The sequence below is a fragment of the Agathobacter sp. genome (assembly GCF_977054825.1).
In genome coordinates, this window is record NZ_CDRTEH010000010.1 from 56,406 (window position 1) to 83,341 (window position 26,936).

Annotated in this window: 28 protein-coding genes; 1 reads left to right on the top strand and 27 read right to left on the bottom strand. The window is 41.1% G+C overall.

Features of this window, described 5'->3' with window-relative positions:
- Nucleotides 1–6: 6 nt before the first annotated feature.
- The 4 genes from ACW6PM_RS09240 to ACW6PM_RS09255 all read right to left on the bottom strand — a co-directional run bounded on the left by ACW6PM_RS09240 (nucleotide 7) and on the right by ACW6PM_RS09255 (nucleotide 3,406).
- The gene (locus ACW6PM_RS09240; protein WP_456056971.1) at nucleotides 7–819 is read right to left on the bottom strand and encodes a hypothetical protein; all 813 of its coding nucleotides are present in this window, start codon (nucleotides 817–819) and stop codon (nucleotides 7–9) included.
- Nucleotides 812–1,624: a hypothetical protein gene (locus ACW6PM_RS09245; protein WP_456056972.1), complete on the bottom strand. Its 813-nt coding sequence runs from the start codon at nucleotides 1,622–1,624 to the stop codon at nucleotides 812–814. Before ACW6PM_RS09245 ends, ACW6PM_RS09240 begins: the two co-directional genes overlap by 8 nt.
- Before the next feature lie 2 nt (nucleotides 1,625–1,626).
- Nucleotides 1,627–2,340: a hypothetical protein gene (locus tag ACW6PM_RS09250; RefSeq protein ID WP_456056973.1), complete on the bottom strand. Its 714-nt coding sequence runs from the start codon at nucleotides 2,338–2,340 to the stop codon at nucleotides 1,627–1,629.
- A gap of 346 nt (nucleotides 2,341–2,686) precedes the next feature.
- Entirely contained in the window at nucleotides 2,687–3,406 is a 720-nt protein-coding gene (locus ACW6PM_RS09255) for a hypothetical protein (protein WP_456056974.1), read from the bottom strand.
- Nucleotides 3,407–3,794: 388 nt separating this feature from the next.
- Here ACW6PM_RS09255 and ACW6PM_RS09260 point away from each other — a divergent pair, with 388 nt between their 5' ends.
- Entirely contained in the window at nucleotides 3,795–4,913 is a 1,119-nt protein-coding gene (locus ACW6PM_RS09260; protein WP_456056975.1) for an AAA family ATPase, read from the top strand.
- A 109-nt stretch (nucleotides 4,914–5,022) separates the two neighbouring features.
- On the opposite strand, the gene ACW6PM_RS09265 is transcribed toward ACW6PM_RS09260, so the two are convergent.
- The 23 genes from ACW6PM_RS09265 to ACW6PM_RS09375 all read right to left on the bottom strand — a co-directional run bounded on the left by ACW6PM_RS09265 (nucleotide 5,023) and on the right by ACW6PM_RS09375 (nucleotide 26,536).
- On the bottom strand, nucleotides 5,023–5,610 hold the full coding sequence (locus tag ACW6PM_RS09265) for a cytidylate kinase-like family protein (protein WP_308651593.1): 588 nt from the start codon (nucleotides 5,608–5,610) through the stop codon (nucleotides 5,023–5,025).
- 65 nt (nucleotides 5,611–5,675) lie between these two features.
- Nucleotides 5,676–6,368 carry an LrgB family protein gene (locus ACW6PM_RS09270; RefSeq protein WP_055062194.1) on the bottom strand — a complete coding sequence of 231 codons (693 nt, stop codon included), beginning with the start codon at nucleotides 6,366–6,368 and terminating at the stop codon, nucleotides 5,676–5,678.
- A gap of 17 nt (nucleotides 6,369–6,385) precedes the next feature.
- Complete coding sequence (locus ACW6PM_RS09275; RefSeq protein ID WP_330023397.1) at nucleotides 6,386–6,763, bottom strand: CidA/LrgA family protein; 378 nt, start codon at nucleotides 6,761–6,763, stop codon at nucleotides 6,386–6,388.
- A 49-nt stretch (nucleotides 6,764–6,812) separates the two neighbouring features.
- The gene (locus tag ACW6PM_RS09280; protein WP_308668177.1) at nucleotides 6,813–7,484 is read right to left on the bottom strand and encodes a YoaK family protein; all 672 of its coding nucleotides are present in this window, start codon (nucleotides 7,482–7,484) and stop codon (nucleotides 6,813–6,815) included.
- A gap of 207 nt (nucleotides 7,485–7,691) precedes the next feature.
- Complete coding sequence (locus ACW6PM_RS09285; protein ID WP_456056976.1) at nucleotides 7,692–9,965, bottom strand: EAL domain-containing protein; 2,274 nt, start codon at nucleotides 9,963–9,965, stop codon at nucleotides 7,692–7,694.
- 122 nt (nucleotides 9,966–10,087) lie between these two features.
- Nucleotides 10,088–10,501 (bottom strand): ATP synthase F1 subunit epsilon, encoded by a 414-nt coding sequence (gene atpC, locus ACW6PM_RS09290; RefSeq protein WP_308496320.1) that lies wholly within the window; start codon nucleotides 10,499–10,501, stop codon nucleotides 10,088–10,090.
- Nucleotides 10,502–10,524: 23 nt separating this feature from the next.
- On the bottom strand, nucleotides 10,525–11,916 hold the full coding sequence (atpD, locus tag ACW6PM_RS09295) for a F0F1 ATP synthase subunit beta (protein ID WP_443596618.1): 1,392 nt from the start codon (nucleotides 11,914–11,916) through the stop codon (nucleotides 10,525–10,527).
- Nucleotides 11,917–11,924: 8 nt separating this feature from the next.
- Nucleotides 11,925–12,815 (bottom strand): ATP synthase F1 subunit gamma, encoded by an 891-nt coding sequence (atpG, locus tag ACW6PM_RS09300; RefSeq protein ID WP_118257846.1) that lies wholly within the window; start codon nucleotides 12,813–12,815, stop codon nucleotides 11,925–11,927.
- A gap of 11 nt (nucleotides 12,816–12,826) precedes the next feature.
- Entirely contained in the window at nucleotides 12,827–14,335 is a 1,509-nt protein-coding gene (atpA, locus tag ACW6PM_RS09305) for a F0F1 ATP synthase subunit alpha (protein ID WP_442877698.1), read from the bottom strand.
- Nucleotides 14,332–14,850: an ATP synthase F1 subunit delta gene (gene atpH, locus ACW6PM_RS09310; protein WP_456056977.1), complete on the bottom strand. Its 519-nt coding sequence runs from the start codon at nucleotides 14,848–14,850 to the stop codon at nucleotides 14,332–14,334. Before atpH ends, atpA begins: the two co-directional genes overlap by 4 nt.
- Nucleotides 14,828–15,280 carry a F0F1 ATP synthase subunit B gene (atpF, locus tag ACW6PM_RS09315; protein WP_456056978.1) on the bottom strand — a complete coding sequence of 151 codons (453 nt, stop codon included), beginning with the start codon at nucleotides 15,278–15,280 and terminating at the stop codon, nucleotides 14,828–14,830. The genes atpH and atpF overlap by 23 nt, the downstream gene beginning before the upstream one ends.
- Before the next feature lie 55 nt (nucleotides 15,281–15,335).
- Nucleotides 15,336–15,566, bottom strand: a complete 231-nt coding sequence (gene atpE, locus ACW6PM_RS09320; RefSeq protein ID WP_012743658.1) for an ATP synthase F0 subunit C — start codon at nucleotides 15,564–15,566, stop codon at nucleotides 15,336–15,338.
- 123 nt (nucleotides 15,567–15,689) lie between these two features.
- On the bottom strand, nucleotides 15,690–16,376 hold the full coding sequence (locus ACW6PM_RS09325; RefSeq protein WP_012743659.1) for a F0F1 ATP synthase subunit A: 687 nt from the start codon (nucleotides 16,374–16,376) through the stop codon (nucleotides 15,690–15,692).
- Nucleotides 16,377–16,971: 595 nt separating this feature from the next.
- Nucleotides 16,972–17,751, bottom strand: a complete 780-nt coding sequence (locus ACW6PM_RS09330; protein WP_307769785.1) for a ZIP family metal transporter — start codon at nucleotides 17,749–17,751, stop codon at nucleotides 16,972–16,974.
- A gap of 283 nt (nucleotides 17,752–18,034) precedes the next feature.
- On the bottom strand, nucleotides 18,035–19,291 hold the full coding sequence (locus ACW6PM_RS09335) for a hypothetical protein (RefSeq protein ID WP_308496323.1): 1,257 nt from the start codon (nucleotides 19,289–19,291) through the stop codon (nucleotides 18,035–18,037).
- Between the two features lie 87 nt (nucleotides 19,292–19,378).
- A complete protein-coding gene (locus tag ACW6PM_RS09340) occupies nucleotides 19,379–20,506 on the bottom strand; it encodes an MFS transporter (protein ID WP_456056979.1) in 1,128 nt (375 codons plus the stop codon).
- 536 nt (nucleotides 20,507–21,042) lie between these two features.
- A complete protein-coding gene (locus ACW6PM_RS09345) occupies nucleotides 21,043–22,296 on the bottom strand; it encodes a Wadjet anti-phage system protein JetD domain-containing protein (protein ID WP_456056980.1) in 1,254 nt (417 codons plus the stop codon).
- A gap of 36 nt (nucleotides 22,297–22,332) precedes the next feature.
- A complete protein-coding gene (locus ACW6PM_RS09350) occupies nucleotides 22,333–22,716 on the bottom strand; it encodes a VOC family protein (RefSeq protein WP_456056981.1) in 384 nt (127 codons plus the stop codon).
- Nucleotides 22,717–22,729: 13 nt separating this feature from the next.
- Complete coding sequence (locus ACW6PM_RS09355; protein ID WP_456056982.1) at nucleotides 22,730–23,782, bottom strand: hypothetical protein; 1,053 nt, start codon at nucleotides 23,780–23,782, stop codon at nucleotides 22,730–22,732.
- Entirely contained in the window at nucleotides 23,775–24,500 is a 726-nt protein-coding gene (locus tag ACW6PM_RS09360; RefSeq protein WP_456056983.1) for an ATP-binding cassette domain-containing protein, read from the bottom strand. The genes ACW6PM_RS09355 and ACW6PM_RS09360 overlap by 8 nt, the downstream gene beginning before the upstream one ends.
- On the bottom strand, nucleotides 24,494–24,874 hold the full coding sequence (locus ACW6PM_RS09365; RefSeq protein ID WP_456056984.1) for a GntR family transcriptional regulator: 381 nt from the start codon (nucleotides 24,872–24,874) through the stop codon (nucleotides 24,494–24,496). The genes ACW6PM_RS09360 and ACW6PM_RS09365 overlap by 7 nt, the downstream gene beginning before the upstream one ends.
- Nucleotides 24,852–25,520 carry a hypothetical protein gene (locus ACW6PM_RS09370; RefSeq protein ID WP_456056985.1) on the bottom strand — a complete coding sequence of 223 codons (669 nt, stop codon included), beginning with the start codon at nucleotides 25,518–25,520 and terminating at the stop codon, nucleotides 24,852–24,854. Before ACW6PM_RS09370 ends, ACW6PM_RS09365 begins: the two co-directional genes overlap by 23 nt.
- Nucleotides 25,517–26,536, bottom strand: a complete 1,020-nt coding sequence (locus ACW6PM_RS09375) for an ATP-binding cassette domain-containing protein (protein WP_456056986.1) — start codon at nucleotides 26,534–26,536, stop codon at nucleotides 25,517–25,519. The genes ACW6PM_RS09370 and ACW6PM_RS09375 overlap by 4 nt, the downstream gene beginning before the upstream one ends.
- Nucleotides 26,537–26,936 lie beyond the last annotated feature (400 nt).

Below are 26,936 nucleotides of genomic sequence, written 5' to 3' on the forward strand. Positions count from 1 at the left end.
AATACCTCACAAAATATTCTTTCTGTTAAAATACACACTTCCGGATACAATAGAAACCACCATCACAATAATGCAGCTTATTATTCCGGCAGCCGCATCCATTCCACCCGCACAGAGCCTGTTGTTTCTGATGATCATAAGATAATTGCCCATAAGAAACGGACTCACCCAGTAAACAGACACCACAAGATAAACTATGGAAACAATATATCCAGCGATCGCACCGGCAAAAATACTGATAGTAAGCTGCACCACCGCAATTGTACAGGCGCATAACATTGGCAGTATCAGCCATACAAGCACTTCATTTCCGGTCGAAAACTGCTGCATATCTATTCCCATTTCCATAAGCATATCATCAGGCTTTGTGCTCCACTTCCCGATTGCACATGTCACAGCCGCAAGAACCAGTATCATTGCAGCATAATACATAATCACATTTATGACCGTCCATATGTACTTACTCCATAACCACTTAAACCTGCTGCCTGACAATATCAGTGTCTTTTTGCCGGCACCATACAGATCTGACAATGGATAAAATCCTACCATAAAAAATAAAAACGCATAAAACAAAAACCACGACACCGGAATGGTAAATACGCTGTCATCTGTCTTTATGTATGGCGGCATACCCTGAAGTATATTTGTAAAGTATGCCAAAAATCCAAGCTCCGGTGAATTTACACTAAAATCACTGACGGTGATAAATGAAAAAAATACAAATATGAATACTCCGACTATCCATTTTATCTTGTTTTCCCTAAATCCTTTTCTGATATCATATAAGATCAGATTTGCAAAAATTTTCCTATTCATAAGCAACAAGCTCTTTCTTTACCGCATGTATGTAAAATATAATATTTACCACTATAAGGATAATAAACGCACAGATCACAACCCGGATATCATTTCTAAACGGCGCACTTGGTCTAAGAAACATTACCGGTGATAAACTCACCCTGTTTACAAAATGAACCATGCAGAACACAAATATGTATATGATAAATGGTGTCAGCAATATCCAGAACCGGTTTCTTACAAAATTAACCGCCCACAACACCGCACAGTTTAAAAGTCCCCAGAAGCAGCCATCAATCAGCACAAAAATCAGATTGTATACAAGTGGATGTGTATAAAATACCCCTGACATGATATCCATTGCCGCTACCGGGAATGTGCCTGTTCCTACCTGTGGTATTACCATCGGAAATACCATTGCAGTAAGCATAAAGTCAAACACCAGTGGTATCATTCCAATAAGCGCACCGCTTACAAATGCAGCTCCATATTTTGCTCTTATATAATCGCTCTTCTTTCCTCTTGATATGATCTGGGCAGCATACCCTGATTTAACATCAAAATAAAAGCTTCTGCCATACGGTATTGCACACAAAGCAGGCATTATCAGATAAAGCAGCAACGGCTGCACACTTGCATTATCCGCACCTATCCATTTCTCATATGCAGACAACGGATACGTGTCAGAGTAAACATACATCCTCCATATCCACACATTTTCCATAAAATGCCATACACATATCGCAAACGCAACACACAATGTGGCAGCAAATAATCTGTTTCTAAAAGCACGTTTTATTTCGAGTTTAAATATTCTATTCATAACTACAGCTCCAGTTTAAAATATTTTTGTACCTTATCATTGGTTTTTGAATCTATACCCTCTATACAATAATAAATATACTTAGAGTCTTCAGGTATTCCCTCATCCTGAATAATATATCCCAGCTCTGATGTAATACCCTCGCCTTTGCCTAAAACATAATGATATACATCACTTTCATCTCCTCCAAGCCAATAGCTATCTATATATACACTATCTGAATTTTGCTGTATTCTCTCCATATCATCCTTGATTGCATACAGAATACCTGCATTTCTATTTCCTTCAAGCTGCTTATCATCTCCATCCTTATAAGTGAATGTCAACGTTATAAAAAGATAACTATAGCCATTACTCAGGTTATAATTTTCATCTATATTTCCTTCACAGCTATCTTTCAAATAATCCACAACAGTATCCTTATTTCTGTTTCCAAACTCTGTGGTATGCTCATACTTTTCAATTTTATAAGTAATTCCATTTATCTCAATTGTATCATCAATTGACACGATATCGTCTTTGTTAACATACTCCGCATCCAGCACATATGTAGCCGGAGTCTGGTCTACTACACCGGTGTCACTTTCTGTCTTTGAATCCTCATCCTTTACAATACCGGATTTTCCCTCTAGCTTGGCATTTGATTGTGAGCAGGCTGAAAGCCCCGCTGCCATCATGATCACCACCATTATTGCTGTAATTTTTTTCTTCTTCATACTCTTTCTTCTCCTTTGATTGCTGATGTTTAATTGTTATGATGATTGTAAACCTGTGATGTGTCATAGTTGTAAAATACTTAGACAATCTGCCCTCGTATTTTTAATTTAAAATTTTTCATGAACAAAAAAATCCATTGCAATATTAAAATTGCAACGGATTTTATAAAATTACATAAATATCTTATCAACTTAATGGAACAACTTTCTTGGTCGGATAAAGAGTGACTACCAAATTCATGCCATAGTCCACTATATCTTCCCAGGTGAAATGACTTTTTACTTTGATGATCCTACCAAGACATTCCATACTATTATTATGCTTCGGCACTGAAAGCTGTTTCCTTTAACGATTTTTTATCATCTGGAGCAAATATTCACAGACATCAAAGCTCTTTGTTTCTTGTTCTGTTTCCCGCTTCTTTAATGAATCATATATTTGCTCCAATAAATAATCAGCATTCACTTTTTTGTTTACAAAGCTATTTTCATCAGCAGAAGCCATTCCATAACCGGCATCTGCTTTCATTGTTTTATAGGCAGAATAATTATTTATCGAATCAGGCGCAGTTCTTCCTTTATACCCCTCATATGACATAAGCGCAAACATTTCCAGATCCGATGCATTCGATGTATCAACATCATTTACATGCACATGATATACTTTTCTGTTATCACCATGTCCATATGCCACTTGAACAACAGGATCATCCTCCTTTGATGTCTTCACATATGAAGCTAAAACTATCTGACTTTCTGTATCAGACAGTCCAAAACTTGTCATTCCGATATTTTTCAGCTTATCATTTGGAATTTCCTTATCTGGTGACACCTGTTCAACTGCATTTTTATTATTTACCAATTTATTGTAAAGAGAACTGTTATTTTCCGACAACATATTCATGTATATTTCAGTAAGTTCACTCTGTCTCTCCCCGCATTTATTTAAGGAATTTTGCTCACTATTTCCTATTTCGAACTCTATATCCGTTTTATCGCCTGTTGACTTCTTATTATAATTTGAAGTATATGCCATTGAAATATTTGTTCCCACACCGTTTAACATATATGCCTCCTATCTGTTTTACCAATAATATTACACTTTTAATAATTAGATTCATTGCAATTAAATTCTTGCCAAAAGTTCCGCAGGTGTAAGTGCCTTATTTAACTAATTATAGTATAACGTTAATAAGCTACTTTTCAAGATATATCCTCCTTGTAACATTATTCTTGATGTTTTCTATGTATTTGTAACATTATTCTTGATTTTTTTGCTGTATTTGTAACATTATTCCGTACATTTTTCCAACAATGAATTTTTATTTTCAAAAATCCAAAAATATTACAAAAATACTGTCCGTAGACAGTGCACATAATCTCATGTTGCCCACTTCCATCACTCCTCCAAATCTGTTATACTGATTATATAAAAATGAATTGGAGATGGGACAATGGGTATTTATTTTAATCCGGGAAATGGCAGCTTTACAAAAGACAAAAACAGTCAGCTATATATTGACAAAACCGGTCTGATTGAATATTTGAATAGAGTTATCTGTACAAATGCCAACTGCATAAGTGTCAGCCATGCCAGAAGGTTCGGTAAATCCCATGCTGCTGGAATGATCGATGCATACTACAGCAGAGGCTGCGATTCATCAGAGCTTTTTGCAGATTCTGAAATTGCAGCCAAGGACAGCTATTCAGCACATTTGAATAAATACAATGTCATACACATTGATGTATCATCATTTTGGGACGCTTACAAAGATAATGTGATAGAAAAAATTCAGGAATATATTTATGACGAGCTTAAACAGGTATATGGGGATCAGATAGATTATACCAAGATGATCAGTGCTGTACTCATGTCCGTTTACAACATTTCCGGTATTCCATTTGTTATAATAATTGATGAATGGGACTGCGTAATCCGAAATGGTGGAAATAAAACACTGGTTCACAGCTACCTTCAGTTTCTTCATTTGTTATTTAAGAGCGAAGAGTCAAAAACTTTTTTAGCTTTGGCATATATCACCGGTATTCTGCCAATCAAAAAAATTAAAGATGAATCAGCTCTGAACAACTTCCGTGAGTTTACAATGTTGAAATCGAAACAATTGACCAGATATTTTGGTTTTACAGAAGATGAAGTTAAAAAGCTGTGCATCACATATGATATGGATTTTGAATCAATAAAAGCATGGTATAACGGATATCTGATAGACGGGCTTCATATGTATAACCCTAATTCCGTTGTTCAGGCTATGCTAGATCATGACTATGATTTTTACTGGAAAAATACATCCTCGTTTGAATCAATCAACACATTTATCACCATGAACTACGCCGGTTTAAAGGATGATGTGCTCGCCATGCTTTCCGGCGATAAAATCAGAGTTAATGTAAATACCTTCCAAAATGACCTTACTACAGTTGCTTCAAAGGATGATGCACTTACAGCTTTAATTCATTTAGGTTATCTGGCTTATGATGCCAATAGGAAAATGGCATATATACCTAATCACGAAGTTTCCAATAAATTTATCGAACTACAGCAACACATCTGATAATGAAAAAAAGCATACATGTATAATTGAAAGTATTAATAATCTCGATTAACATAACTCAAAAAGCCGAATCCACACTCCCACGGATTCGGCTTTCGTATATACACTTCTATTTTCTATTTTGTATGAAGCTGTCAATCATCGCAATCACACCATCTACACCGAGCTTTGCCACATTCAGACACAGGTCGTAGTTTTCTGCCTGTCCCCACTCCTGTCCGGTATAGTATTTGTGATAGGTCTTTCTGCGGTCATTTGTCTCACGCACAACAGCCCTTGCCTTTCTCGCTGAGACTCCATGTGTATCAGCCACAGTATCAACGCAGAAGGCATCATTCGCTGTCAGGAAAACTGAGACAACATCATCTCTTCCCTGAAAGGCAAAGTTTGCACAGCGTCCCTGAATCACATATCCCTCACAGCCGTCCTCAAGCGGCAGCCTGTCTATAAATGTAAGAGCCCTCGCCGGAGTATCATGCAGCACATTATCCTCCTCCGTCTCCATCACAATAGAGTAAAGCAGGGAATTAACCGGTCTCTCACTGTAAAACTCCTCATACTCATCATAGCAGCCTGCCTCTTTGGCACCGGCCGCAATAGCCTCTCTGTCCATGAATTGTAAATGATATTTCTCAGCGACTGCTCTACCGATACTATCTGCATCGCAACCGCACTTTCTTGCTATAGTAATTATCATATAAATATAGCTCCTTTCTGTGGAAAAAGCCTCACGCTTCCGTCATTAGCACACGCTCAGACAAATCAATAAAAGTTTGCAAACACCGATGCAAACACCACCGTAAGTATTCCTGCCACCGCGATAGCAAGAGAGCTCATGGCTCCCTCTATCTCGCCCATCTCGATAGCCTTCGCTGTTCCGATGGCATGTGATGAAGCGCCCAGCGCCAGTCCCTTCGATATAGGCTCAGTGATTCTGAATATTTTGCAAACAAACTCTCCGAGTATATTTCCAAGCACACCTGTCACAACGATAACTGCGACAGTGATAGTCACATATCCGCCGAGCTCCTCTGATACGCCCATACCGATAGCTGTCGTGATGGACTTTGGAAGCAGCGTGACATAGTCCTCGTGTGAAAGCCCCATAAGCACTGACAGCACAAGCACTGTCACAAGGCTTGTTATGACTCCTGCTGTAAGTCCGAGCGCGACCGCTGCTATATTTTTCTTGAGCAGGGTCCACTGCTCATAGAGTGGTATCGCAAGGCATACCGTGGCCGGTGTCAGAAACCAGCTAAGGTACGATGCACCCTTATTGTATGTGTCATAATCCACATCTGCCACAACAAGCACTATGATGGTCAGCACTATTGAGATGAGAAGCGGATTGAGTATTGCAAGCTTAAACTTCTTCTTTAAAAGCATACCTATCAGATATGCAACCAGACTTACTGTGACACCGGCAAAAAGCGATGTCTGAAACAAATTATCCATTATGATTATCCTCTATCTTATTTATTTTCTCCTGCACCGGCCCTTTTGCGCTTCTGCATACGGATTACGAGCTGTGAAACATGTCCTGTAGCAATCATTACAGTAAGAAGTGCCACAACCGTGATTACAAGCACCGGTACGAGCACCGGCTTCAGATTGCCCCAGGATGACATGAGCCCCACTCCCGCAGGGATAAACATGACAGGCATTATCTCTATCATGAATTTGCCTGCATTCCTTACAGAATCAAGCGGTATCAGGCCCGTAAGCAGACCTATAAAAAGTATAACCATGCCATATATACTCGCCGGAACAGGCAATGGCAGTAAATATTTGAGTATCTCACCTACAAACGAAATCGCAAGTATGATGAGAAATTGCTTTAATAATTTCATTTTATATTGTATCTCCGTTATATTATTTTTCGTGACTATTTGTGGCTGCTTATCTGTGTTCCCTGACCATCATTGCACATACAATGGCAAGCAGCACGCTTGAAGCCCATATAGCGCGTATTCCTATGTGCATTGAGCACACTCCGCCTATACCTGCTCCTATTGCAAATATCAGAATGATTCCATAGTAGTGCGCGGTCTTTTTCAGTGCCCCGATATTTCTGTCACGCAGATATATTGACAGGCTCTCTGTGCCGCTTCTTAGGTTGCCGATGCACATGGTGCTGGCGTAGCCGTAGCCGTTTACCTTTCTGAAGGACTGCACCTGCATAGAACAGCTGAATGATACCAGCATGGTCGCTATCATATCGTACCTGTGTGGTATGAAGCCCACCACAAACAGTATGATTATCTCTATCACCACCACTATCTGACGCCAGTGGATGCGCTTTGCCTTCTTATATCTATGCCCGATTCTCTCTGCCACAAGCACACCGAGCGCAAATGAGAGGATTGGGAAAAGATACGATAGTCCCTTCATCCATTCACCCATCATCAGATGCTGGCTCATCAGCACCACGTTTCCTGTCTGCGCATTCGAGAACACCTCGTTTCTCACGTTGTAGGTGTAGGCATCCTGAAAGCCTCCGGAAAGTGCCAGAATCGCACTTAACAAAAAGGTCTCTGATGTCTGAATCCTTATTTTTTCTTTTTCAGTCATTTTTTCGCCTCTTTTTCTCATATTCGCTGTTTGCTGCCACACCATTGTGTGACCTACAGCAATTACATATTTACAGCAATCCACACGGTTTATAATTATAGAAAAAAAGGGCGGATATTTCAATACCCGCCCCAAATATACAGTGTATTAAATTTTGCACAATACCTATAATATATATTGGATATACATAATAGATATACATGATAGCTATACCAGATACTTTTCTTCAAACTCAGATACCGGCACCGGCTTTGAGAAATAATATCCCTGGAACTCATGACAGCCCATCATTGTGAGCATATCAAGCTGCTTTTTCGTCTCCACACCCTCTGTGATGACGTCCATACCTATCTTGCTTGCAAGTGTGATGATGCTCTCTAAGATATCCTGTCCCTTGACCTCGTTCTCCGATTCACGGAGGAAGCCCATATCGATTTTCAGTACATCGGCACTGATGTCCTTTAGCATGTTGAGTGATGAGTATCCGCTTCCGAAATCATCAATCTCCACCCTGAAGCCCACATCCTGAAGCTTGTGGATGATATTCATATTCTTCTCAAAATCGGTCATCAGCGTTGTCTCTGTAATCTCCAGATGCAGGTTGGATGCCGGAATGTCATACTTACTAATCAGCCCTGTAAAGGTCTCATATATATCTATAATGTAAAAGTCCTTTGTAGATATATTTACAGATATATGATAGCTTCCGTAGCCCTTTTCCTTCCACTCTGCAAGCTTTTGCGCTGCCTTCTCCCATATATATAGGTCAAGCTTGTAAATGAGACCTGCGTTCTCTAAAATATCAATAAAGGCATACGGTGTCAGGATGCCTCTCGACGGATGAGCCCAGCGCACCAGCGCCTCTGCGCCCTTCGCAATACCGTCACGGTTCACCTGCGGCTGTAAATACATGACAAACTCATCCTTTTGCAGTGCCGGCTCAAATTCACCGAGCAGCCGCCTCTGCTCTATCGATATCTCAAGCAGATGCTCATCATAGTATGCCACATAGCAGTCGTAATTATTCTTTATGGTATCTGCCGCTATATTTGCCTTGTCTACCATAACTCTGACAGCCTCATCCCTGTCTCTTATCTCATACACACCCATGTATGTATGCAGATGGAAGGAATTGCCACTAAACTCACGCTGCAGCTCTTCGATTGAATCTGCTACTCTTTTTTCGTCAAACTCTTCTCTCGGCATACACAGCGCAAAGCGGTCATTCATAAGCCTTGCACAAATAGTCCTCTCAGATGGATTTGATGACATGAGCTTCGCCTGCTTTAAGAGCACCTGATTGCCCTTCTCCATTCCAAAAATCTCATTGATGAATTTGAAATCCTTTATATTGCTGCAAATCAGGTAGAAGGTTGTGTCATGATACTTGTTCACCATATCGTGCACATCCTCATAGAACTGGTCACGGTTCAAAAGACCTGTCAGGCTGTCATGCGAAGCCTTGTACTTTTCCTGCTCCCACGACTCATACATCTGTGTACGGTCATTGTATACAAAATAATCGCATATGAAGCGCTTGTGCTCATCATATATGCGCTTGTAGGCAATCTCAAAATAGTGCTTTTCGCCATTGATAACGATATGAGTCTGGAAGCTCATGCTGTCTTCTCTGTCGTCACCTATCTTTTCAATCCACCGGCTATATTTACTTTCATAAACAGACATATTGCCGCCATGTCTGTAAATAGTCTCCACCAGCTCATTGTAATATATGCACCTGCCCTTTCTGTCATAGCAGATGATACCATTGTTCATATCGCTGACCACTAGAGAGAGCATATTTTCTATGAGCTCATTCGGCACGTATCTGTAGGTCAGGTAATATATAATAATAGCCATGACACCATATATAATCATGGAGAGGTCATATATGGAGTCCGAGCCTATAGTAGCGACATCAAACGAGAAGCCTATAAAAATAACTATCGCTATAGCCCCATATGCCTCCCTGTACATGCGCGATGATTTGATAATCATAAACAAATATGTAAAAATAACCAGAATCACAAATGCATATGTGAACATGAAATGCAGCTTGTACCACAGGCTGTCATGATTGAATACCACCTTAATATTCTCAGCTTTTATTGACTCTATATCAAATATCTTATTCGTCCAGGTATTCTCGATAAGCATATATGTGTCCAGCACCGCAAATATCATGGAAGCAGCCTGCACACCCTTAAAGGTCTTTACAGCACCTGTATAATACTGTGTATAAAACATAAGAGCGATGAGCATCCAGTCAAACAGTGCCATAGTAATTCCTTTTGCAAACACTGTAACAGTGTGCCCCGGCACAAATGTAAAAAAGAAAAAGACTACTGCGCAGGCAAATGCCAGCGTCTCATATATACACACGCTTTTACCAAGTCTGTCATGTTTTTTAAAGGAACCGATTGCGCAATATGCAATCAGTATCGCTTCCAGCAATACTGTCAGTCCGTATACTATCCTCATACTCTCACCTGTTTCTATGACCATACTACTAACCTATACAATGCCATTGTAACTCATTTCATGTAAAAAGTAAACAAAAAAGAGGTCGTCGCAACCTCTTTTTTGTAATTTATTAACATTTATTATTTTCCTGAAGTTGCTTTCAGTCGTGTCATGGCACGGGCCAGCGAAGCTCTTGAGTGATAGTACTCCTGGATGCTCTGCTTCTGTCGAAGCTGCTCCTCGGCTCTCTCCTTTGCCTCTCTTGCTCTTGCTATATCGATTTCCTCCGGACGCTCGGCTGTCTCGACAAGCAGTGTCACACGGTTGTTGACTATCTCTACGAAGCCCATTCCCACTACCGCGTACTCCCAGTTGTCACTGCCCTCCGGCTGAAATCTCATCTCGCCCTCATCGACGGCTATGACCATATCCTCGTGGTGGGCGAGGATTTCCTTCTGGCCATCGAACTCAGGGACTATTATGGAACGACATCTTCCTGAGTAAAACACTCTGTTAGCAGCTATTACCTTTAGATAAAATGTATTTGTTGCCATACGATTTGTCCTTCCTTATGCTTTTACTGCTGCATAGTCTTTGCTTTTTCCTTGACGTCCTCGATTGTTCCGACATTGAAAAATGCGTTCTCAGGATACTCGTCCATCTCACCGTCTATGATAGCCTTAAAGCCCTTGATGGTCTCCTCAACAGGCACATAGACACCCTGGATTCCTGTGAAGTTCTCTGCTACGTGGAATGGCTGTGAGAGGAACTTCTGGATTTTTCTTGCTCTGTATACGAGCACCTTGTCCTCATCTGCCAGCTCCTCCATACCGAGGATTGCGATGATATCCTGCAGCTCCTTGTACTTCTGGAGAATCTCCTGTACCTTTCGTGCTACCTGATAATGCTCCTCGCCTACGATATCAGGCTCGAGGATACGTGATGTAGACTCAAGCGGGTCTACTGCCGGGTAAATACCCTGTTCAACAATCTTTCTTGAAAGAACTGTTGTGGCATCCAGATGTGCGAAGGTTGTAGCCGGAGCCGGGTCTGTAAGGTCATCGGCTGGTACGTATACGGCCTGTACCGATGTTACTGAACCGTTCTTTGTAGATGCGATTCGCTCCTGCAGCTCACCCATCTCAGTAGCCAGTGTAGGCTGATAGCCTACGGCTGAAGGCATACGTCCTAAAAGCGCTGAAACCTCTGAACCTGCCTGTGTGAAACGGAATATGTTGTCGATGAAAAGCAGCACGTTCTGGTGCTTCTCATCCCTGAAATACTCTGCCATTGTAAGTCCTGTCTCAGCTACACGCATACGTGCTCCTGGTGGCTCGTTCATCTGTCCGAACACTAAGGCTGTTTTTTCCAGAACTCCTGATTCCTTCATTTCTGACCAGAGGTCATTTCCCTCTCTGGAACGCTCTCCGACTCCTGTAAAGATTGAGTAGCCGCCGTGCTCTGTTGCGATATTGCTTATGAGCTCCTGGATGAGGACTGTTTTTCCTACTCCGGCTCCTCCGAAGAGTCCGATTTTACCACCCTTTGCATATGGGGCAAGAAGGTCTATGACCTTGATTCCTGTCTCGAGGATTTCCTCTGCAGGGTTCTGCTCCTCAAATGTTGGTGGCTCTCTGTGGATTTCCCACTTTTCTTCTGTATCAGGCTGTGCTCCGCCGTCGATTGCTTCACCGAGCACGTTGAACAGTCTGCCGAGAGTCTGCTCTCCGACAGGTGTCTTGATGCCGGCGCCTGTGGCTGTTACTTCCATATCTCTGTGAAGTCCCTCGCTGGAAGCAAGCATGATACAGCGTACTGTATTATTTCCAATATGCTGTGCGACTTCCATCACACTTTTTTTGTCACCATTTAAAACTTCTAGTGCGTCTCTGATTGCCGGCAGGTTCTCATCCTCGAACTCTACATCGACAACAGGACCCATAACCTGGATAATTTTTCCTGTTTTCATCAAAAAGCCTACTTTCTCTTTTTCTTCTGCGATTTGGCACCGGCTATTACCTCTGTAATCTCCTGTGTAATCGCTGCCTGTCTGGCACGGTTGTAAAGAATGTCAAGCTCTGCAAGCATGTCCCTCGCACTGTTTGATGCGGACTGCATCGCCATCATTCTGGCGTTCTGCTCGCAGGAGAATGACTCTACAAGAGCACCGTAGACAAATCCAACAACGTAGTTTGGTACGATACGATCCATGACCGCCTCAGGCGATGGCTTGAGCGCCAGCTCCTCCCTCGGAATGTCTATAGGAATCTGCACAGTGAAGTCTGCCTTTTTCAGTGGCAGAAGCTGTGACATCTGTGTTTCCTCCTGAATCGCATTTATCATGCTGGTATAGATAATATAAACTTCGTCCAGCTCGTTATGTAGATATAGCTCCAAAATTTCTTCTGCAATATTTCTGGCACGGTTGAGTGTCGGATTCTGAACTGTGTAATGGAACTGTTTTTCAATCTCAATCCCACGCTGTTCAAAATAATGACGTCCAAGCTCTCCGAGTACGAAAAGTGAATGGTTCGGATGATCCTTTAAGTGCTCCTCAGCCATTTTAAGGATGTTGTGATTGTATGAGCCCGCAAGTCCTTTGTCGGCTGTGATTACGATATATCCGACCTTTCTGTCCTCAGGCAGCTTGTCCTCGTTGGTCTTGAAATAGATGTCCTCCATATCAGGCAGATGCCTGAGTATTCGGCTCATCTCTGATTGCAGTGTGAAGAAATACGGCTCTGTATCTGCCAGCATCTTTTTGGACTTTTTCAGCTTCGAAGAAGAAATCATATACATGGCATTTGTGATTTTAAGCGTATCATTGATACTTTTTATTCGATCCTGTATTTCCTTCGTGTTTGCCATAATACTACCTGTTACCCTTTATACTCTTTTACTGCATCCATGATTTTATTTACGAGCTCTTCATCAATGGCTCTGTTCTCTTCGATTTTCTGTCCGATTTCCGGATAAGAAAGATCCATGTATGAGAGGATATCGCTCTGATATTTCTTGACCTCTTTTGTCTCAATTGTGTCAAACACACCGTGGTTTGCCATGATAAGTGTCATTACCTGCTCATGCAGTGACAGTGGGTGGCAAAGCGGCTGCTTCAAAAGCTCCATAAGTGCTTTTCCATGTGCAAGCTGTGCCTTTGTGGCATCGTCGAGGTCTGATGCAAACTGTGTGAAGACCTCCATCTCCCTGTACTGTGCCAGGTCGATACGGATGCTTCCTGATGCCTTCTTCATGGCCTTTGTCTGGGCTGCTCCACCAACTCGGGATACTGAAAGACCTACGTTTACAGCCGGTCTCATACCTGCGTTGAAGAGGTTACTCTCAAGGAATATCTGTCCGTCTGTGATAGATATTACGTTGGTAGGGATGTATGCTGATACATCTCCTGCCTGTGTCTCGATGATTGGGAGTGCTGTGATTGAGCCTCCGCCCAGCTCATCGCTCAGACGGCTTGATCTCTCGAGCAGTCTTGAGTGGAGATAGAATACGTCTCCAGGATATGCCTCTCGTCCAGGTGATCTCTCGAGCAGCAGTGAAAGTGCTCTGTATGCTACCGCATGCTTTGAAAGGTCATCATATACGATAAGTACATCCTTGCCCTGATGCATGAAATGCTCTGCCATGGCTGTTCCTGCGTATGGTGCGATATACTGCAGTGATGCAGGATCGCTGGCTGTTGATGAAAGCACGATTGAGTAGTCCATTGCGCCATGTTTTGTCAGAGTTGACACAATTTTTGCTACTGTTGATGCTTTCTGACCAATTGCTACATATATACAGATAACATCCTTGCCCTTCTGGTTGATGATGGTATCTGTGGCAATTGATGTCTTTCCTGTCTGACGGTCACCGATGATAAGCTCACGCTGTCCACGTCCGATTGGGAACATTGAATCGATTGAGAGGATTCCTGTCTCAAGCGGTGTATCTACTGACTTTCTGTCCACGATACCCGGTGCCTCATTCTCGATTGGTCTGTAATCTTCCTCTTTGATATCGCCCTTTCCATCAATAGGCTCACCTAAGGCATTGATGATTCGGCCGATAAAGCCTTCGCCTACAGGGATTCCGGCTTTTTTCTTTGTTCTTACTACTTTGGTTCCTTCATGGATTCCGTGGTCTCTTCCGAAAAGGATTACTCCGATTTCATTCTGACGGATATCCTGAACCATTCCTTTTACTCCATTATCGAATACTACGATCTCACCGTACATGGCATGGTCGATGCCGTATATTGTGGCGATTCCGTCGCCGACGTAGATTACCTCGCCGGTCTCACGGCTCTCGGTATCGAAGTCGAAATTCTCTATCTCGCTCTGGATAATGGAGATTATGTCTGTTGCACTGATTGCGCCCACAGGGGTCACCTCCTGGTCAATTTTCTTTCAAGCTCACGAAGCTTTCCTTCGTAGCTTCTGTCATACTCTGTATTAAGAGTCTTAATCACATATCCACCTAAAAGTGTTTCGTCCACCTTCTGTGTAAGGGATATTTCATATTCCGGATATTTGCTTTGTAGCAGCGCCTTGGCGTCCTTTGCTTCCTCGTCGGTTGCGGCCTGTGCACTGATAAGCTCAGCTCTTAGGATATGGTTTTTCTCATCCCAGTATCTGTAATATGCCTCAAAGATTTCATTCATTTCAGAGGCATATCCAAGCTTTACCATTTCCTTTATGAAGCTTGTGATAAGCTTTGGCTCACTCTCAAATCCGTATACCTTTTCTATGATGTCATACTTTTTGGTCAGTGGTATAAGTGGATTTGCGAGCGTCTGTGCAAGCTTTTCTGTCACAAAGTATACTCTCTGTGCTTCCTCCACATCACGACGCTCTACAGCCAGCCTGTACAAAACTATTGCATTATTTACTGCTGCCTGTGTCATTAGCTTCACCTGTCTTTACAATCTTTCTCGCTGCTAAGATGGCAAGTCTTGCAATTTCAGCCTCAGCGGCCTTTGTTGCCTTATCCTGCTCGCTAGCAATGTCCGCTTTTGCTTTTTCAAGCATACTGTCTGCTTCCTGTCTGGTTCTCTCAAGAGCCTTCTCCTGCTCTGCCTCGGCTCTTGCCCTGGCATCGAGGATTATCTGGTCAACCTGAGTCTTTGCGCTCTCGAGCTTCTTCTGATAATCGCTCTTTAAGCTTTCTGCATCGTCCTGACTCTTCTTTGCTTCTGAGAACTGCTTTTTAATCATTTCATCTCTCTGATTTATCACGCCCATCACGCGGTCAAAGAGGAATTTCTTAAATATCCAGTACAGGAAAAGCAGATTGACTACTGTCCATATTATGTTCCATGGATCAATTTTTAACATTGCTCTACCTTCCTTTCTGTTTCATCTGGTTGTAACTGTCAGTTACGCTGCCTGATTATTTAAGGAAGAGGATGATAAGTAATGCGATAACGAAACCGTAAATAGCTGTTGCCTCTGCAAGGGCACATCCTAAAAGAAGTGATTTAGAGATTTTGCTCTCAGCCTCAGGCTGTCTTGCGATTGCGTCTACTGCGCTGCTTGTTGCCTTACCGATTCCAAGTCCGGCTCCGATTCCTGTTAATACTGCGATTCCAGCTCCGATTGCTACTAATAATGTTGATGACATAATGTGTTCTCCTTTTCTTGCTTATATGCTTTCTTTTGGTTAGCAATTATTTTGTTTCTTTTTGTAAGCATGCTTACGATGTGAAAATAAATGATGTGGTGTTTCATGCCTCATCAGGTCTTCTTACTCGGTTGCCTCCTTGATGAAAAGTCCTGTCAGGAATACAAATACATATGCCTGTATAAGTCCATCAAAGATATCAAAATAACAACTGAATACCGCCGGGACGATTGCCGGGACGACCATCTTTAAAAGCTCCATGATTACGAATGAACCAAGGACGTTTCCAAATAATCGCATACACAGCGATAATGGTTTGATAAAGATCTCAAGGATATTGATAGGTAGTATTACCGGCATTGGCTCTGCAAAGCTTTTAAGCCACCTTTTGGTGCCCTTCGCCCTGATTCCTGCCACCTCGATAAGAACTATACTCATTACAGCAAGTGCTGCGGTGACGTTCATATCCTTTGTCGGCGGTTTGAAGCCAAGTAAGCCTATCAGGTTTGCTATTCCTATATAGATGATTACTGTTGCCAGATATGGTATGTAATCCTTTCCTTTTTCTCCGAGTGTCTCACTGAAGAAATCATTAAGGAATTTGACTCCTGCCTCTACGGCTACCTGTCTGCGTCCGGGATTTTCAACTGAAAGATTTCTGCCGAGAAAAAAGCACAGTAAAAATACCGCTGCCATGATTATCCATGTGACTACTACCGACTCGTATATGGGTATACCTCCGAATATCGGTATCTTGAATACCACGTCACAATTGAGTTCCTCTAACAGTCCATCTACCAGAGCATCCATCTGCGTTACCTCCTTTCTTTTTTGCTATATGAAATTTGATACGCAAATTGTTTCTTAATAACTCAAGATGTGTTTTGTCTGACCTTTGATGTTTGTTTGGTCTTGATTTAATAAGAAGCAACTATCGTTGTACTTGATTTTAGTCACATCGTTTTATAAAGTCAACTTTTCGTTTTTAATTTGTTTGACTGGCAAATGTACTCGTTTTTTAGTTAGCTTTCTATACATTTTCAACAATTTTAGTTTTTATTTTTGTGCAGTTTTTCTATTGCGTTTTGGGGATGTTTAGATTTATTTTATTTTTATTTGCGATTTATTAAAAATTTCCAAATAATTCGGGAAGATTTTCCCTTTTTTTCACAGTTTTTCACAATGCATTTGAATTGCGGGGTTTGGCTATAGTACGGAACCCGGGCGGCAGGCACTCACAGGCTCGGGTTCCTCACGCTGTGGCTCTATTTACTGACTTTTCGCTTTGCCCACGGCTGTTGCCGTGGGCTCGCTCGGTGCGGGCTTGGTATATTTGTGTATGCTTTGTACGGTCTCTGCCGGGCTCGCTTGAATTTGCTCGCTCTCCGCGAGGGATTGCTCTGGCCTAGCCCAGCATCACATCGAGTGTCATCATAAGGCAGAAGCCCACCATAAATGCTATGGTGGCGCGGTTTGAGTGCCCTCCCTCTGACATTTCCGGCACGAGTTCTTCTATGACTACATAGATCATGGCTCCGGCAGCGAAGCTTAACAGGTACGGCATCACCGGCTCTATTATTCCGATGGCAAGTATCGTAAGTATTCCTGCTATCGGCTCGACTATTCCTGACAATACTCCGTATACAAAGGCACGAAACTTCGAGCTTCCGGTGCTATGTAATGGCATGGATATGATTGCGCCCTCAGGGAAATTCTGTATGGCTATTCCGATTGCCAGTGAAAGGGCTGCTGCCCTCGTGATGGTGGTGGTTCCTGATATCCAGCTTGCGTAGAGCACTCCGACTGCCATGCCCTCAGGTATATTATGTAGTGTAACTGCAAGCACCATCATTGTCTGTCTGCTTAAATTGCTCTTCGGTCCCTCTACCGAATTATCGAGATGCATATGCGGTGTTATCGTATCCAGTATCAATAGGAAAAACATTCCTAGCATAAAGCCTGCTACTGCCGGTACGAACTGCATTTTTCCAAGGCTCTGTGACTGCTCAAGTGCCGGTATCAGAAGACTCCAGACTGATGCCGCAATCATTACGCCTGCTGCAAAGCCACTGAGCATTTTTGTGGTCTTTACGGAAAGCTCATTTTTCATAAAAAGTACACATGCCGCACCGAGCGATGTGCCTATAAATGGTATTAGTAGACCTAATATGGTTGATGTGATCATGGTTGCCTCCTGTTCTGATGTTTTTTTATTTTATTATTCAGCATATTATTTCTTATACAGCCGTAAGTAATTAGTCTTGTCTAACCCAGTTACAGTTTAATACACCTATATAATTTCGTCAACCGGCTTCTCTGAGCCTTACTCGTTACTGTTCACACCTAACAGTGTGACCAGCAACGATTACAGCCCAGATACAATCGAATTATACTTCTTTGCACAGCTATGCCCTGACACAATGTCAGGGCCGGGTGTCACATGCCACAGATGGCATATAAAATAGCTTCTAATACCGATTCCTGCAAAGAGGCTGTCTGCCCACACATATATTATCCTTGGTGCGGTCACGAAGCTCCGGCACCGGATTTGGCGCCACCTCAAAGCGATAATCCTCTCCGTTTTTGCGGATATAATCCTCGATAAAGGTATGGCTCATTACATTTCTTACCGGGTCATTGACCAGGCGCTGATATCTGATAAATGTTTCAGGAGCATTGGTTCTTACATCCACATACCTTTCACGGCATGCTGTGTCGTTTACCGTACTTCCAAGCACACACCTGACATACTCAATATTGCTCTCCAGCACGAGTGGAGCCGGGAACTCAGCGTCCGGGATGACATCCTGCCAATCCTTTTTCTCGTACTGTCTTAACAGCTCCAGTGCAATATGCAGATGCTTAAGCTCCTGTTCAAACATAAACTGCCATATGCCACGTATTCTTGTATCTGTCTCCGTTTCATAACAGCTCCAATACAGCCAGCACTCGACATACTGATGCACAAGAAGATTTTCAAGGCGGCTCATGCATGGCTTCAACAGGCTGCCATACTGTGTGACATGCTGTTCCTCGACCATTCCGATTTCCTGATAGAGCCTGCGTCCCATCTCATCCGGCCAGAGTGCCGCTGTGTTCATATAGTAGTTCATAGTCTGCTGTTCTGCTGCTGTAATTACGTTTGCAGCCAGCACATCCATTGTCGCAGGGCATTTATCCGTCATCGGATATCGTATTGAATCATATGGATGCCTGTGGTGTGAAATAGTCGGTCTGCCCGGTGTGATTTCCGTATAGCCTCCGACAAGCTTCTCTGCGTGCTCACCTGTGGTAAAATCAAGATAATCTGCATAGCGGTACAAATGATCAAAGTCCTCAAGTAACGCAAAATCGAGCGCAGACTTAATATTTTTGTCATTTACTCGTTTTGCAAGATGCGCAGTCAGGTCAACCGCAAGCTGCTCGTAGCCTATGGTGTGCTCCAATGCCGACTCATCTGCCGGCTTTAAATGTGTGAGTATTTTCTGCTGCTGTTGCTCACTTTTCCTGATGTATGCAAGCTTTCGTCTAAGCTCATCATCACCTACGCTTCTTGAAAACTGATGCGAAAACCACACGTTTTCAAATTCCGTACCATTCATCAATATGATTCTCGTCCTTGTATACGGATTTACCTCATTTTTGTTATATGGTTTTACCCAGAATTTCTCCCAGTCAACAAATAAATCGCCGGTTCTCTCCGGCCTCATTTTAAATGGATTCATAATACAAACATACCTCCTTCATGCTATTGTATGCACGAAGGAGGTATGCTGTGCATATGAATCCGTGAAGCTTAAACGGTGATGCTGCTACATAATGCTTCCCATAAGTGTTGACATTACAATCATAACGATTGAAAACATAAATGAATTAACCGAAACGAGTGTGGCTCTCTGCTCTGACGGTATCATTTCATTGAGTATAATATCCGTGCGCACTTCTATAAAATCATCAAAAAAAGAGCCCGCGAATCCACCCAGTATCATAATATATGGCAGTTCTGTAAATACCATTGCAAATGCAAAGGCAACACCTATACTACTGATAATAATGTATTTTTTATATTTCAATTTTGGAAAAAATCCGGCTGCTTTTGCACCAAACGCCGCTCCCAGCCCCATCACAAAAAGTGCCGGTCCAAGCAACGCATCATTTAATCCTGCAAGGGGAAGTTTCGCCTGTAAAAAGAATAATACCAGGGTTGAAACCGCCCCTATAAGTGCATTTATAACCATGATACTTCTGGCCTTTTTATTCGTAATCATGAAATGCCAGCTTTCTGTAATGACATTTTTGAGCCGGTTTCCTATTTTTGCATTTTTATTTGCATTTGGGTTATTGTTTTCTTTGTTATCCGTATTTTCATCATTTGACACAGATACTTCACTCAGACTGCACGCAATTCCTATTGCTATGAGGCTGAATACAATATCAAATGCATATGCCTTTCTGTAACCAAGCCACAGCGCAAAACCTGCGCATAAAGTAGCCGTTGAGCTTGTTATCCTATACAACATCATTTCAGTTGATGCAAATTTATTGTATTTTTCCTCCTGACCGGCAAATTTTAAACTATCATATGCCAAAGCCTCACGTGTCCCTGATTCGAGATTGTAGCTTAAGGCACTAAAGCCTATAGCAAATGCAACTGACCAGAAATTGTTAGACAGTATCATAAAAAGTCCCGATACAAAACTTACCAGACTTGCAAGCACCATGGTTTTCTTTCTTCCAAACACATCCGCAACAACCCCTGATGGTATCTCAAAGCTGCTGCTTACTATGTGAAATATACTTTCTAACATTCCTATCTCAAACATTGAAAAACCTCTGAGCGCAAGAAGTGCAACCCATGAAGCCCCTGCTATCCTGTAATATCCTACTGTGGTCAGCGTGTACAATTTATGTATCTGTGCTTTAATATTAAATTTACGCATAAAAAATCTCCTTTTCAAAACAGTTGTCTTTAAATATTTTGAACAGGAGATAGTGCGTTTCAGTTTTATTTTAACTTGAGTTTAACTTAATTTATTTAAGCTGTTTACCTAAAAAAGAGCGCACTATCCCTGTAAACAGCTAAACAGTTACCTTTCATGAGGTGAAGTGTGGTTGTTTTCCAGCTCATAGTTGCACTCCTTTCGTAAAATCATCATTTTAATTATAATTATTTTAAAGCCTGATTAATTTGCTTAACTCGGCTAGTATATACCTTTATACTTTGATTTGTCAAATATATATATTTTTTTCATAATGCACACATTTGTCTTATCATTCTTTTGCGATACAACCTTATTATTTACTGTTCTACAGCCCCCCGATTGCTACCATAGCTGCTAAAACAGCCAATAAAACACTTTTTTTCATATTCTTTTTCCTTTCCATAATTATATTTTTATTTAAATTCAAAAAATTCTCATATCATCAGGTGCTCTTGTATTAAATATTCTCATATTTACAAATTTCCGAATCAGCCTCATAAGAGCCTTTCCTGCTCTATTGTTTTATCGGATTCAAGAATTGCTTCTTTTAATTCAGTAAGCAATCCTGCGTCTTTTTTTTCAAGTTTTTCCCTCGTTGAAGCCTTAAGAGGTATTCCCGCATCTTTTTTTAATGCGTCCTCAAAATCCGCTACGCCCATTCTATAAGGCATTAGCTTTTCAAAAATCCTCTCCTTAATAAATAAAAATATGCTTATTCCTCCAAAATCCATATCTCCCCAATGAAGGAACTCACATTCCTTAGGTACAATAAGACTTAATTTCTTTAGAAAAATCACTTCCTTAGGAGTAAAATAGCCATGACAAAAAATATACAAGGTATTCTCATCATATTGCATACTTTCATAGTTAGCCTTATTCTCTATGGTCATAATTCTTTTGCACCCTGCAAGCGAAACCGGCCTTGCATGCTCAAGTGTCTGCGTATTAATAATGGTTCCATAAATCTGATTTGATGTATCAATAACACATGTATCATCTATTCTATATGACAATGCTCCCTTCCATTCCAGGGTCTGTGCATATGACATAATTCCATGCATCTTCAAAATTTCAAGCCCCGACTTCTTTTTATCCTCTTTGGTGTCATCTTCCTCTCCCTCTGTATCATAATCCTCCATATCCTTCTCATAATACGGCGAATATTTAGTCAGGATTGATACCATCTTTTGTCGATAGCTTTTTTCAAATTTCTTTGAATCATTAAAAACCTTTGCGCTAAAAACACGCTCCCACACAGGCTCCTTTATTCTTGTTATGGCATTGATACACTTAAAACGCATATCCTCCTCTGCCTCTGTGACACTCTTTCCGGCTTCCAGACGCCCCAAAATATCATCATAATATCTGCATATCCAGTCACAGTCACCAACCTCTGATTTCCTCTGCTTTACAGACTCTATCAATCTTAGCTGTTTTGCTCTTGAATCCTCAACACCCTCTAGCCGGCACAGCTCCGGTATGCTGCTGACGTCACAATCTATTTTTTTGATATCACTGTTGACCTGAATCCAATTAATCCTTATCTTCCCATCGCGGCCTGCTTGTGTATTATTCTCTATGTACCTTGCCTGTTCGATTAGTTTCCGGCGTCCACCAACAAATTCCATCATTTCTGTTATTTTGTTCAAATGCTTTTCTCCGGTTAGTTTTCCTGCCCGATAGACCTCGGTGTCTGTTTTTTTAATAATATAGCCTGCAAGCGTGCGCTTAATTGGAGTTTTTCCCATAATATAGTACCCCTATAAAACCATTAATATGTCCTATTATTTTTCCTGAAACAGCTCGATTTCCTCGCCAAGTGGTCCTTTGCAGAATGCTATGCGCGCCGGAAATACCGGTGTTGATGCGATTTCTATATCCTTTGGCTCGATAAATACCTCGTATCCTGCTGCTTTTACAGCCTCTACACACGCATCCACATCATCTGTTGCAAATGCGAAATGACGAATCACACCTTTTCCCGGTGCATCATCTCCATCGTTAAAAATCTCAACAATTCCGTTTCCGGTATCAAGCATGATTCCTGCCTGCCATTCCCTTATGACCGGGATTTCCAGAATGTTTTTGTAGAAATCTATTGTCTTTTCATATTCCTCTGTGCTGCTGCACTTCATTGATACATGATGTATACCTTTTATTAAGCTCATTGTTTTTCTCCCTTTAATTTTTTGAAAAGGTATCCAATTGCGGCCACGTCTGCCTTTGCGCTTTCTCAAAATCACCCTGCTCACTGCTAAATGCACCATCATCGCATAAATCCAGCACTGTTTCATCCTTCAGATACAAAACAAGCGTTTTTTCAGACTCATCGTCATCACCGCTTTTCCATATGTACCTTTGGACATCTGAAAAATCATACTGTTTTTCCTTAAAATGAACCAATGTTATTTTCTGCGTTGTATAGTTTATTTCATAATACCACAATTTTGCCGATGCCAGTATACAGATAACTCCTGCTATTCCTATAACTATGGCCGTCTTTAAGGCAGCATTTAATATGGCTGATGGTTTAAAAAAAGCGTATCCTGTCAATGGCACAATCAAGCCCGCCACAACCATTACAAAAAAGGCCGGTATTCCTATAAAACGTTCAAGTATCTGCCCGCTTACCATTTCATGTTCCACTGCGCTCTCTGCCAATCCCAGAAACACCACGCAAAACAAAAAGCTGACCAACAATATAAGAAGAAATTTGAATATGTTTAAAAAACTATCTGTGAAAGTTAATATCATTTCAACAGGCTTTAGCTTTCCCACCAGGCGGCAGATAAAATATTTCTTTTTTATCCATGCGGTGGCATACGTTATGACAACGCTCACCATGGCAATAAGTAATTCATAAGCCTTTGAATCTGAGAATATGGCACACAAAAGATACTCTGCAAAAATAATCATCCTGTATTTGCGGATTTTTTTTGCAATAATTTCAAAATAGTAATCCACCGAAAGTGCATGCTGCCCTATAAACTGATAAATATAATTACCGCTCATATCATCAGCCAAATTTGCTTCCACTCTCAGATATTTCTTATAAAATGAATCTGTAAAAAAATAAACAGCCAGCACTGTAACCCACTTAAAGATGTCATCACTTTCAAATATGATGAACATGCCTGCCATAAGACATACCACAAAAAGTACTCTCGCCTGCCTTATTGTTTTCACATTTCTATCTTCTATGCCCTCTGCAAAAATTTCTTCCGCTTTATCCATTTTCTTCCTCCAGTAATTCCCTGAGATTCTTATTTTTATTTCCTAAATCATCATTTAATATCTGTTCCCTGTCCCCGAATTTAACAAGCCTGCCATTATCAAGCAATCCGATATAGTCAGTTATGTCATTGACCTCCTCAACCAGATGCGTGCTGATTATGATGCTTATGTTTTCTTTTTCTATTGTTCGGATTAAAAGCTCCCAGATGTCTGTTTTTACGACCGGGTCAAGATTTGCCATAGGCTCATCCAAAAGCAGAAGCTTTGGGTGCCTTGCCAGAGCAAAAGCCAGTTGGAGCTGCATCTGTTTTCCTGTTGAAAGCTCCTCAAATTTTGTCGTATATTCTTCCTTGGTGAAATCCATCATTTCAAGCATTTCATCAAAATGCTTCTGATCCCATCTGCTGTAAAGAGAGCTTAACAGCTTGATATTTTCGTCAGCCCCAATCCCGTCTATACACCAGCTTCTTCCACCGACATATGCCACTTCATCATGATATAGAAGGTCAATTGCCTTCGTTCCGGTGACATCAATGCCATTCCATAATACCTTTCCACTCAGTGGTTCAAGACGTCCATACACCAAATCAAAAAGTGTAGTTTTTCCTGCGCCATTTCTTCCCAAAAGTGTCATGAGATATCCGTCATCTAGTGAAAAGCTGACATTTTCCATAGAAAAGGTTTTCGTACTGTAAGATAAATTCAAAACCTCTAGCATGTTTCCTCCTCCCAAAGTATCCTCACCATATCAATAAACTCTGCCTCATCAAGCTCTGCCGCCTTTGCCTTTTCTATAACCGCGGCAAGCTCCTCCTCCACACTTAAGGTCCTCTTTTCCTCGAGATATGCCATATCCGCATCATCCACGAAAAAGCCCTTTCCCGGCACCGAATATATCATTTTCTCCTTTTCAAGCTCCTCATATGCCTTTTTCGTGGTAATGACGCTTACCTTAATGTCCGCTGAAAGCGCCCTTATCGATGGAAGCGCATCATCCTTATTCAATTTTCCGGCAAGTATTGCCTCCTTTATCTGCGTGGCAATCTGCTCATAAATGGGCATGCCACCCTTAGACTGTATGAAAATATTCATTTCTGTCTCCAATAGTTCTTAACATATCTATCACCAGTATAGTACCTGACAAAATCCCTGATATACATCCAAGCTTATAGAACTCATTGTCTATCCCTGCAATATCAGAAAAGCTGCCATTTGTAATAATAGTAATAAAGCAGACAAACAACCCTGTGTATATAACAATTTTTACCACATCAATAAAAGTCTCATATATTTTTACAGACTTTGAAACACTCGCGTCAGCTAAACACTTTTCTAAATTTCTGCTGTCTTCTGCTGCTTTTATCGAAAAGTGTGCGAGAATTATGATATATGAAATAAAACATACCGCCACATAAATCGGATGTGAAAAAAGCTCCAGCTTTCTGTATCTTATCACAATAAACGCAATGTTTATAAGAAGAGAAACACTTAAACACAGTAAATCAAGCATCACCTCTGTCAAAAATCTCGTTTTTCTTTCCTTTTCATTAAAAGGTAAAAGATCATTTATTTCAGAACTGATATAGCTTGCACTTAATGCTATAAACAGCACTCCGGCAAATACAAAGCCCAATAATCCGCACAGTGTTGTCACAAGCAATACGATAAATGCCAAACCGATATGCCTCGGTGAACTGTATAACCATATCTTTTTTCTCTCAAAATAATCCCTAATCATTGCTCATCACCACCTTCTTTTATTATCTCATTCTTCTGTACGTAGTACATGATTTCTTTAAGCTCTGCATATCTCATATGCTGCCTGATTTCATGATCAAGCTTCGTCGCACCATATCCGATTTCATCATTTATTTCTGTTTCACCATATCCAATTTCATCATTTATCTTTGCGCTTATTTTTGCTTCATCATATTTTATCAGCAATTCATTCGAGCTTTCGCTCAAACGCCCTCCGACTACAAGCTCCTTCGGTATCCTCTCAAGCAGTGTCTTGTCCCCGGAAACAAGTCTGTAGGAATCCCTAAGCTCATCCAGCGAACCGTAATAGAATTTGCTTGTGATATTTTCTTTCTTTTGCAGCCATAAAATATAATCTGCGAAATGCTCAAGCTCCTCGACCAGATGCGTCGCATAGATTACGCATTTATTTTCATCTGCTGCAAGCTCCCTTATGGTTTCATAAAATTTATCACGAAATTCAACATCCAGATTTCCCGTAGGTTCATCAAAAAAGTACACCTGCGCATCATAGCTCTGTGCAAATGCGAGCTGCAGCAGTATCTTCTGCCCCTGTGAAAAATCCGAGGCATTCATAATATCCTTTTTACTTTTAGAAATTCTAAGAGGTACGCCCGGAAAATCGATAAGACCATACTGCTTAAGAAAAGCCTCGTATTTTTTCTGATCAAATCCATCGTAATATCTGCCGTAATATTTTCCTATCGAGACAGCAGATAAATTTTCCCTAAACGGCAATTCACTAAATACATAAGCTATTTTCTTCTTGTATGCCTTCTCATCCGTCTGCAGACACACACCGTCTATCACAATCCCGGTGTCTGTCGAATCAGACTCTTTCATCCCCATAAGAACAGAAAGAAGTGTTGACTTGCCACAGCCGTTCTTTCCGATTACTCCTACAATGCTTCCACCCGGCACTTCAAATGAAATATTGTCCAGCTTGAATTTGTCAAATGTCTTGCTGACATTTCTGACTATCAGTGCATTATTCATAAGCTACTCCTTTGTATGCAAATTGCATTCTTTACTTAGCCATTTATTCACCTGCGATTTATTCATTTTGCTTTTTTGCCACGCTTGTTATATACACAGTATATACAGTTATATACAGGTTGTCAATATACTTTTATCCATCCTATATATTTTCAATTTTCATTTTTGTTTGAAATTTGTTTGCAAATTCGTGCTTGTCCATTATACTATGATAACGTTTTCTAAATAACTATACCATTTACGCAGAATATTATTTTCTTGTTCTATCGTTAAAAGCTAACTTGAAAAAGTAAATTCCAGTGCAGAAGTAAATTCCACACTCATTTAAAAGTTCTTGATTTTCTAAGAGTTTTATAAGCTCAAAACGCTTATTTCTGTTATAATAGGAGTAACTTCTTGG

Bases quoted from the DNA above. Each gene is read 5' to 3' on its own strand.
- atpG (WP_118257846.1), bottom strand. From the start codon at position 12,815: ATGGCAAACACGAAGGAAATACAGGATCGAATAAAAAGTATCAATGAT.
- atpC (WP_308496320.1), bottom strand. From the start codon at position 10,501: ATGGCAACAAATACATTTTATCTAAAGGTAATAGCTGCTAACAGAGTG.
- ACW6PM_RS09265 (WP_308651593.1), bottom strand. From the start codon at position 5,610: ATGATAATTACTATAGCAAGAAAGTGCGGTTGCGATGCAGATAGTATC.
- atpH (WP_456056977.1), bottom strand. From the start codon at position 14,850: ATGACACAGGCAGCAGTAAATAATGCAATAGTTTTGTACAGGCTGGCT.
- ACW6PM_RS09245 (WP_456056972.1), bottom strand. From the start codon at position 1,624: ATGAATAGAATATTTAAACTCGAAATAAAACGTGCTTTTAGAAACAGA.
- ACW6PM_RS09335 (WP_308496323.1), bottom strand. From the start codon at position 19,291: ATGAATCCATTTAAAATGAGGCCGGAGAGAACCGGCGATTTATTTGTT.
- atpE (WP_012743658.1), bottom strand. From the start codon at position 15,566: ATGTCATCAACATTATTAGTAGCAATCGGAGCTGGAATCGCAGTATTA.
- ACW6PM_RS09375 (WP_456056986.1), bottom strand. From the start codon at position 26,536: ATGAATAATGCACTGATAGTCAGAAATGTCAGCAAGACATTTGACAAA.
- atpF (WP_456056978.1), bottom strand. From the start codon at position 15,280: ATGTTAAAAATTGATCCATGGAACATAATATGGACAGTAGTCAATCTG.
- ACW6PM_RS09345 (WP_456056980.1), bottom strand. From the start codon at position 22,296: ATGGGAAAAACTCCAATTAAGCGCACGCTTGCAGGCTATATTATTAAA.
- ACW6PM_RS09240 (WP_456056971.1), bottom strand. From the start codon at position 819: ATGAATAGGAAAATTTTTGCAAATCTGATCTTATATGATATCAGAAAA.
- ACW6PM_RS09275 (WP_330023397.1), bottom strand. From the start codon at position 6,763: ATGAAATTATTAAAGCAATTTCTCATCATACTTGCGATTTCGTTTGTA.
- ACW6PM_RS09370 (WP_456056985.1), bottom strand. From the start codon at position 25,520: ATGATTAGGGATTATTTTGAGAGAAAAAAGATATGGTTATACAGTTCA.
- ACW6PM_RS09270 (WP_055062194.1), bottom strand. From the start codon at position 6,368: ATGGATAATTTGTTTCAGACATCGCTTTTTGCCGGTGTCACAGTAAGT.
- ACW6PM_RS09340 (WP_456056979.1), bottom strand. From the start codon at position 20,506: ATGCGTAAATTTAATATTAAAGCACAGATACATAAATTGTACACGCTG.
- ACW6PM_RS09330 (WP_307769785.1), bottom strand. From the start codon at position 17,751: ATGATCACATCAACCATATTAGGTCTACTAATACCATTTATAGGCACA.
- ACW6PM_RS09255 (WP_456056974.1), bottom strand. From the start codon at position 3,406: ATGTTAAACGGTGTGGGAACAAATATTTCAATGGCATATACTTCAAAT.
- atpD (WP_443596618.1), bottom strand. From the start codon at position 11,916: ATGAAAACAGGAAAAATTATCCAGGTTATGGGTCCTGTTGTCGATGTA.
- ACW6PM_RS09365 (WP_456056984.1), bottom strand. From the start codon at position 24,874: ATGAATATTTTCATACAGTCTAAGGGTGGCATGCCCATTTATGAGCAG.
- ACW6PM_RS09325 (WP_012743659.1), bottom strand. From the start codon at position 16,376: ATGGATGCTCTGGTAGATGGACTGTTAGAGGAACTCAATTGTGACGTG.
- ACW6PM_RS09360 (WP_456056983.1), bottom strand. From the start codon at position 24,500: ATGCTAGAGGTTTTGAATTTATCTTACAGTACGAAAACCTTTTCTATG.
- ACW6PM_RS09250 (WP_456056973.1), bottom strand. From the start codon at position 2,340: ATGAAGAAGAAAAAAATTACAGCAATAATGGTGGTGATCATGATGGCA.
- ACW6PM_RS09355 (WP_456056982.1), bottom strand. From the start codon at position 23,782: ATGGATAAAGCGGAAGAAATTTTTGCAGAGGGCATAGAAGATAGAAAT.
- ACW6PM_RS09260 (WP_456056975.1), top strand. From the start codon at position 3,795: ATGGGTATTTATTTTAATCCGGGAAATGGCAGCTTTACAAAAGACAAA.
- ACW6PM_RS09350 (WP_456056981.1), bottom strand. From the start codon at position 22,716: ATGAGCTTAATAAAAGGTATACATCATGTATCAATGAAGTGCAGCAGC.
- ACW6PM_RS09280 (WP_308668177.1), bottom strand. From the start codon at position 7,484: ATGACTGAAAAAGAAAAAATAAGGATTCAGACATCAGAGACCTTTTTG.
- ACW6PM_RS09285 (WP_456056976.1), bottom strand. From the start codon at position 9,965: ATGAGGATAGTATACGGACTGACAGTATTGCTGGAAGCGATACTGATT.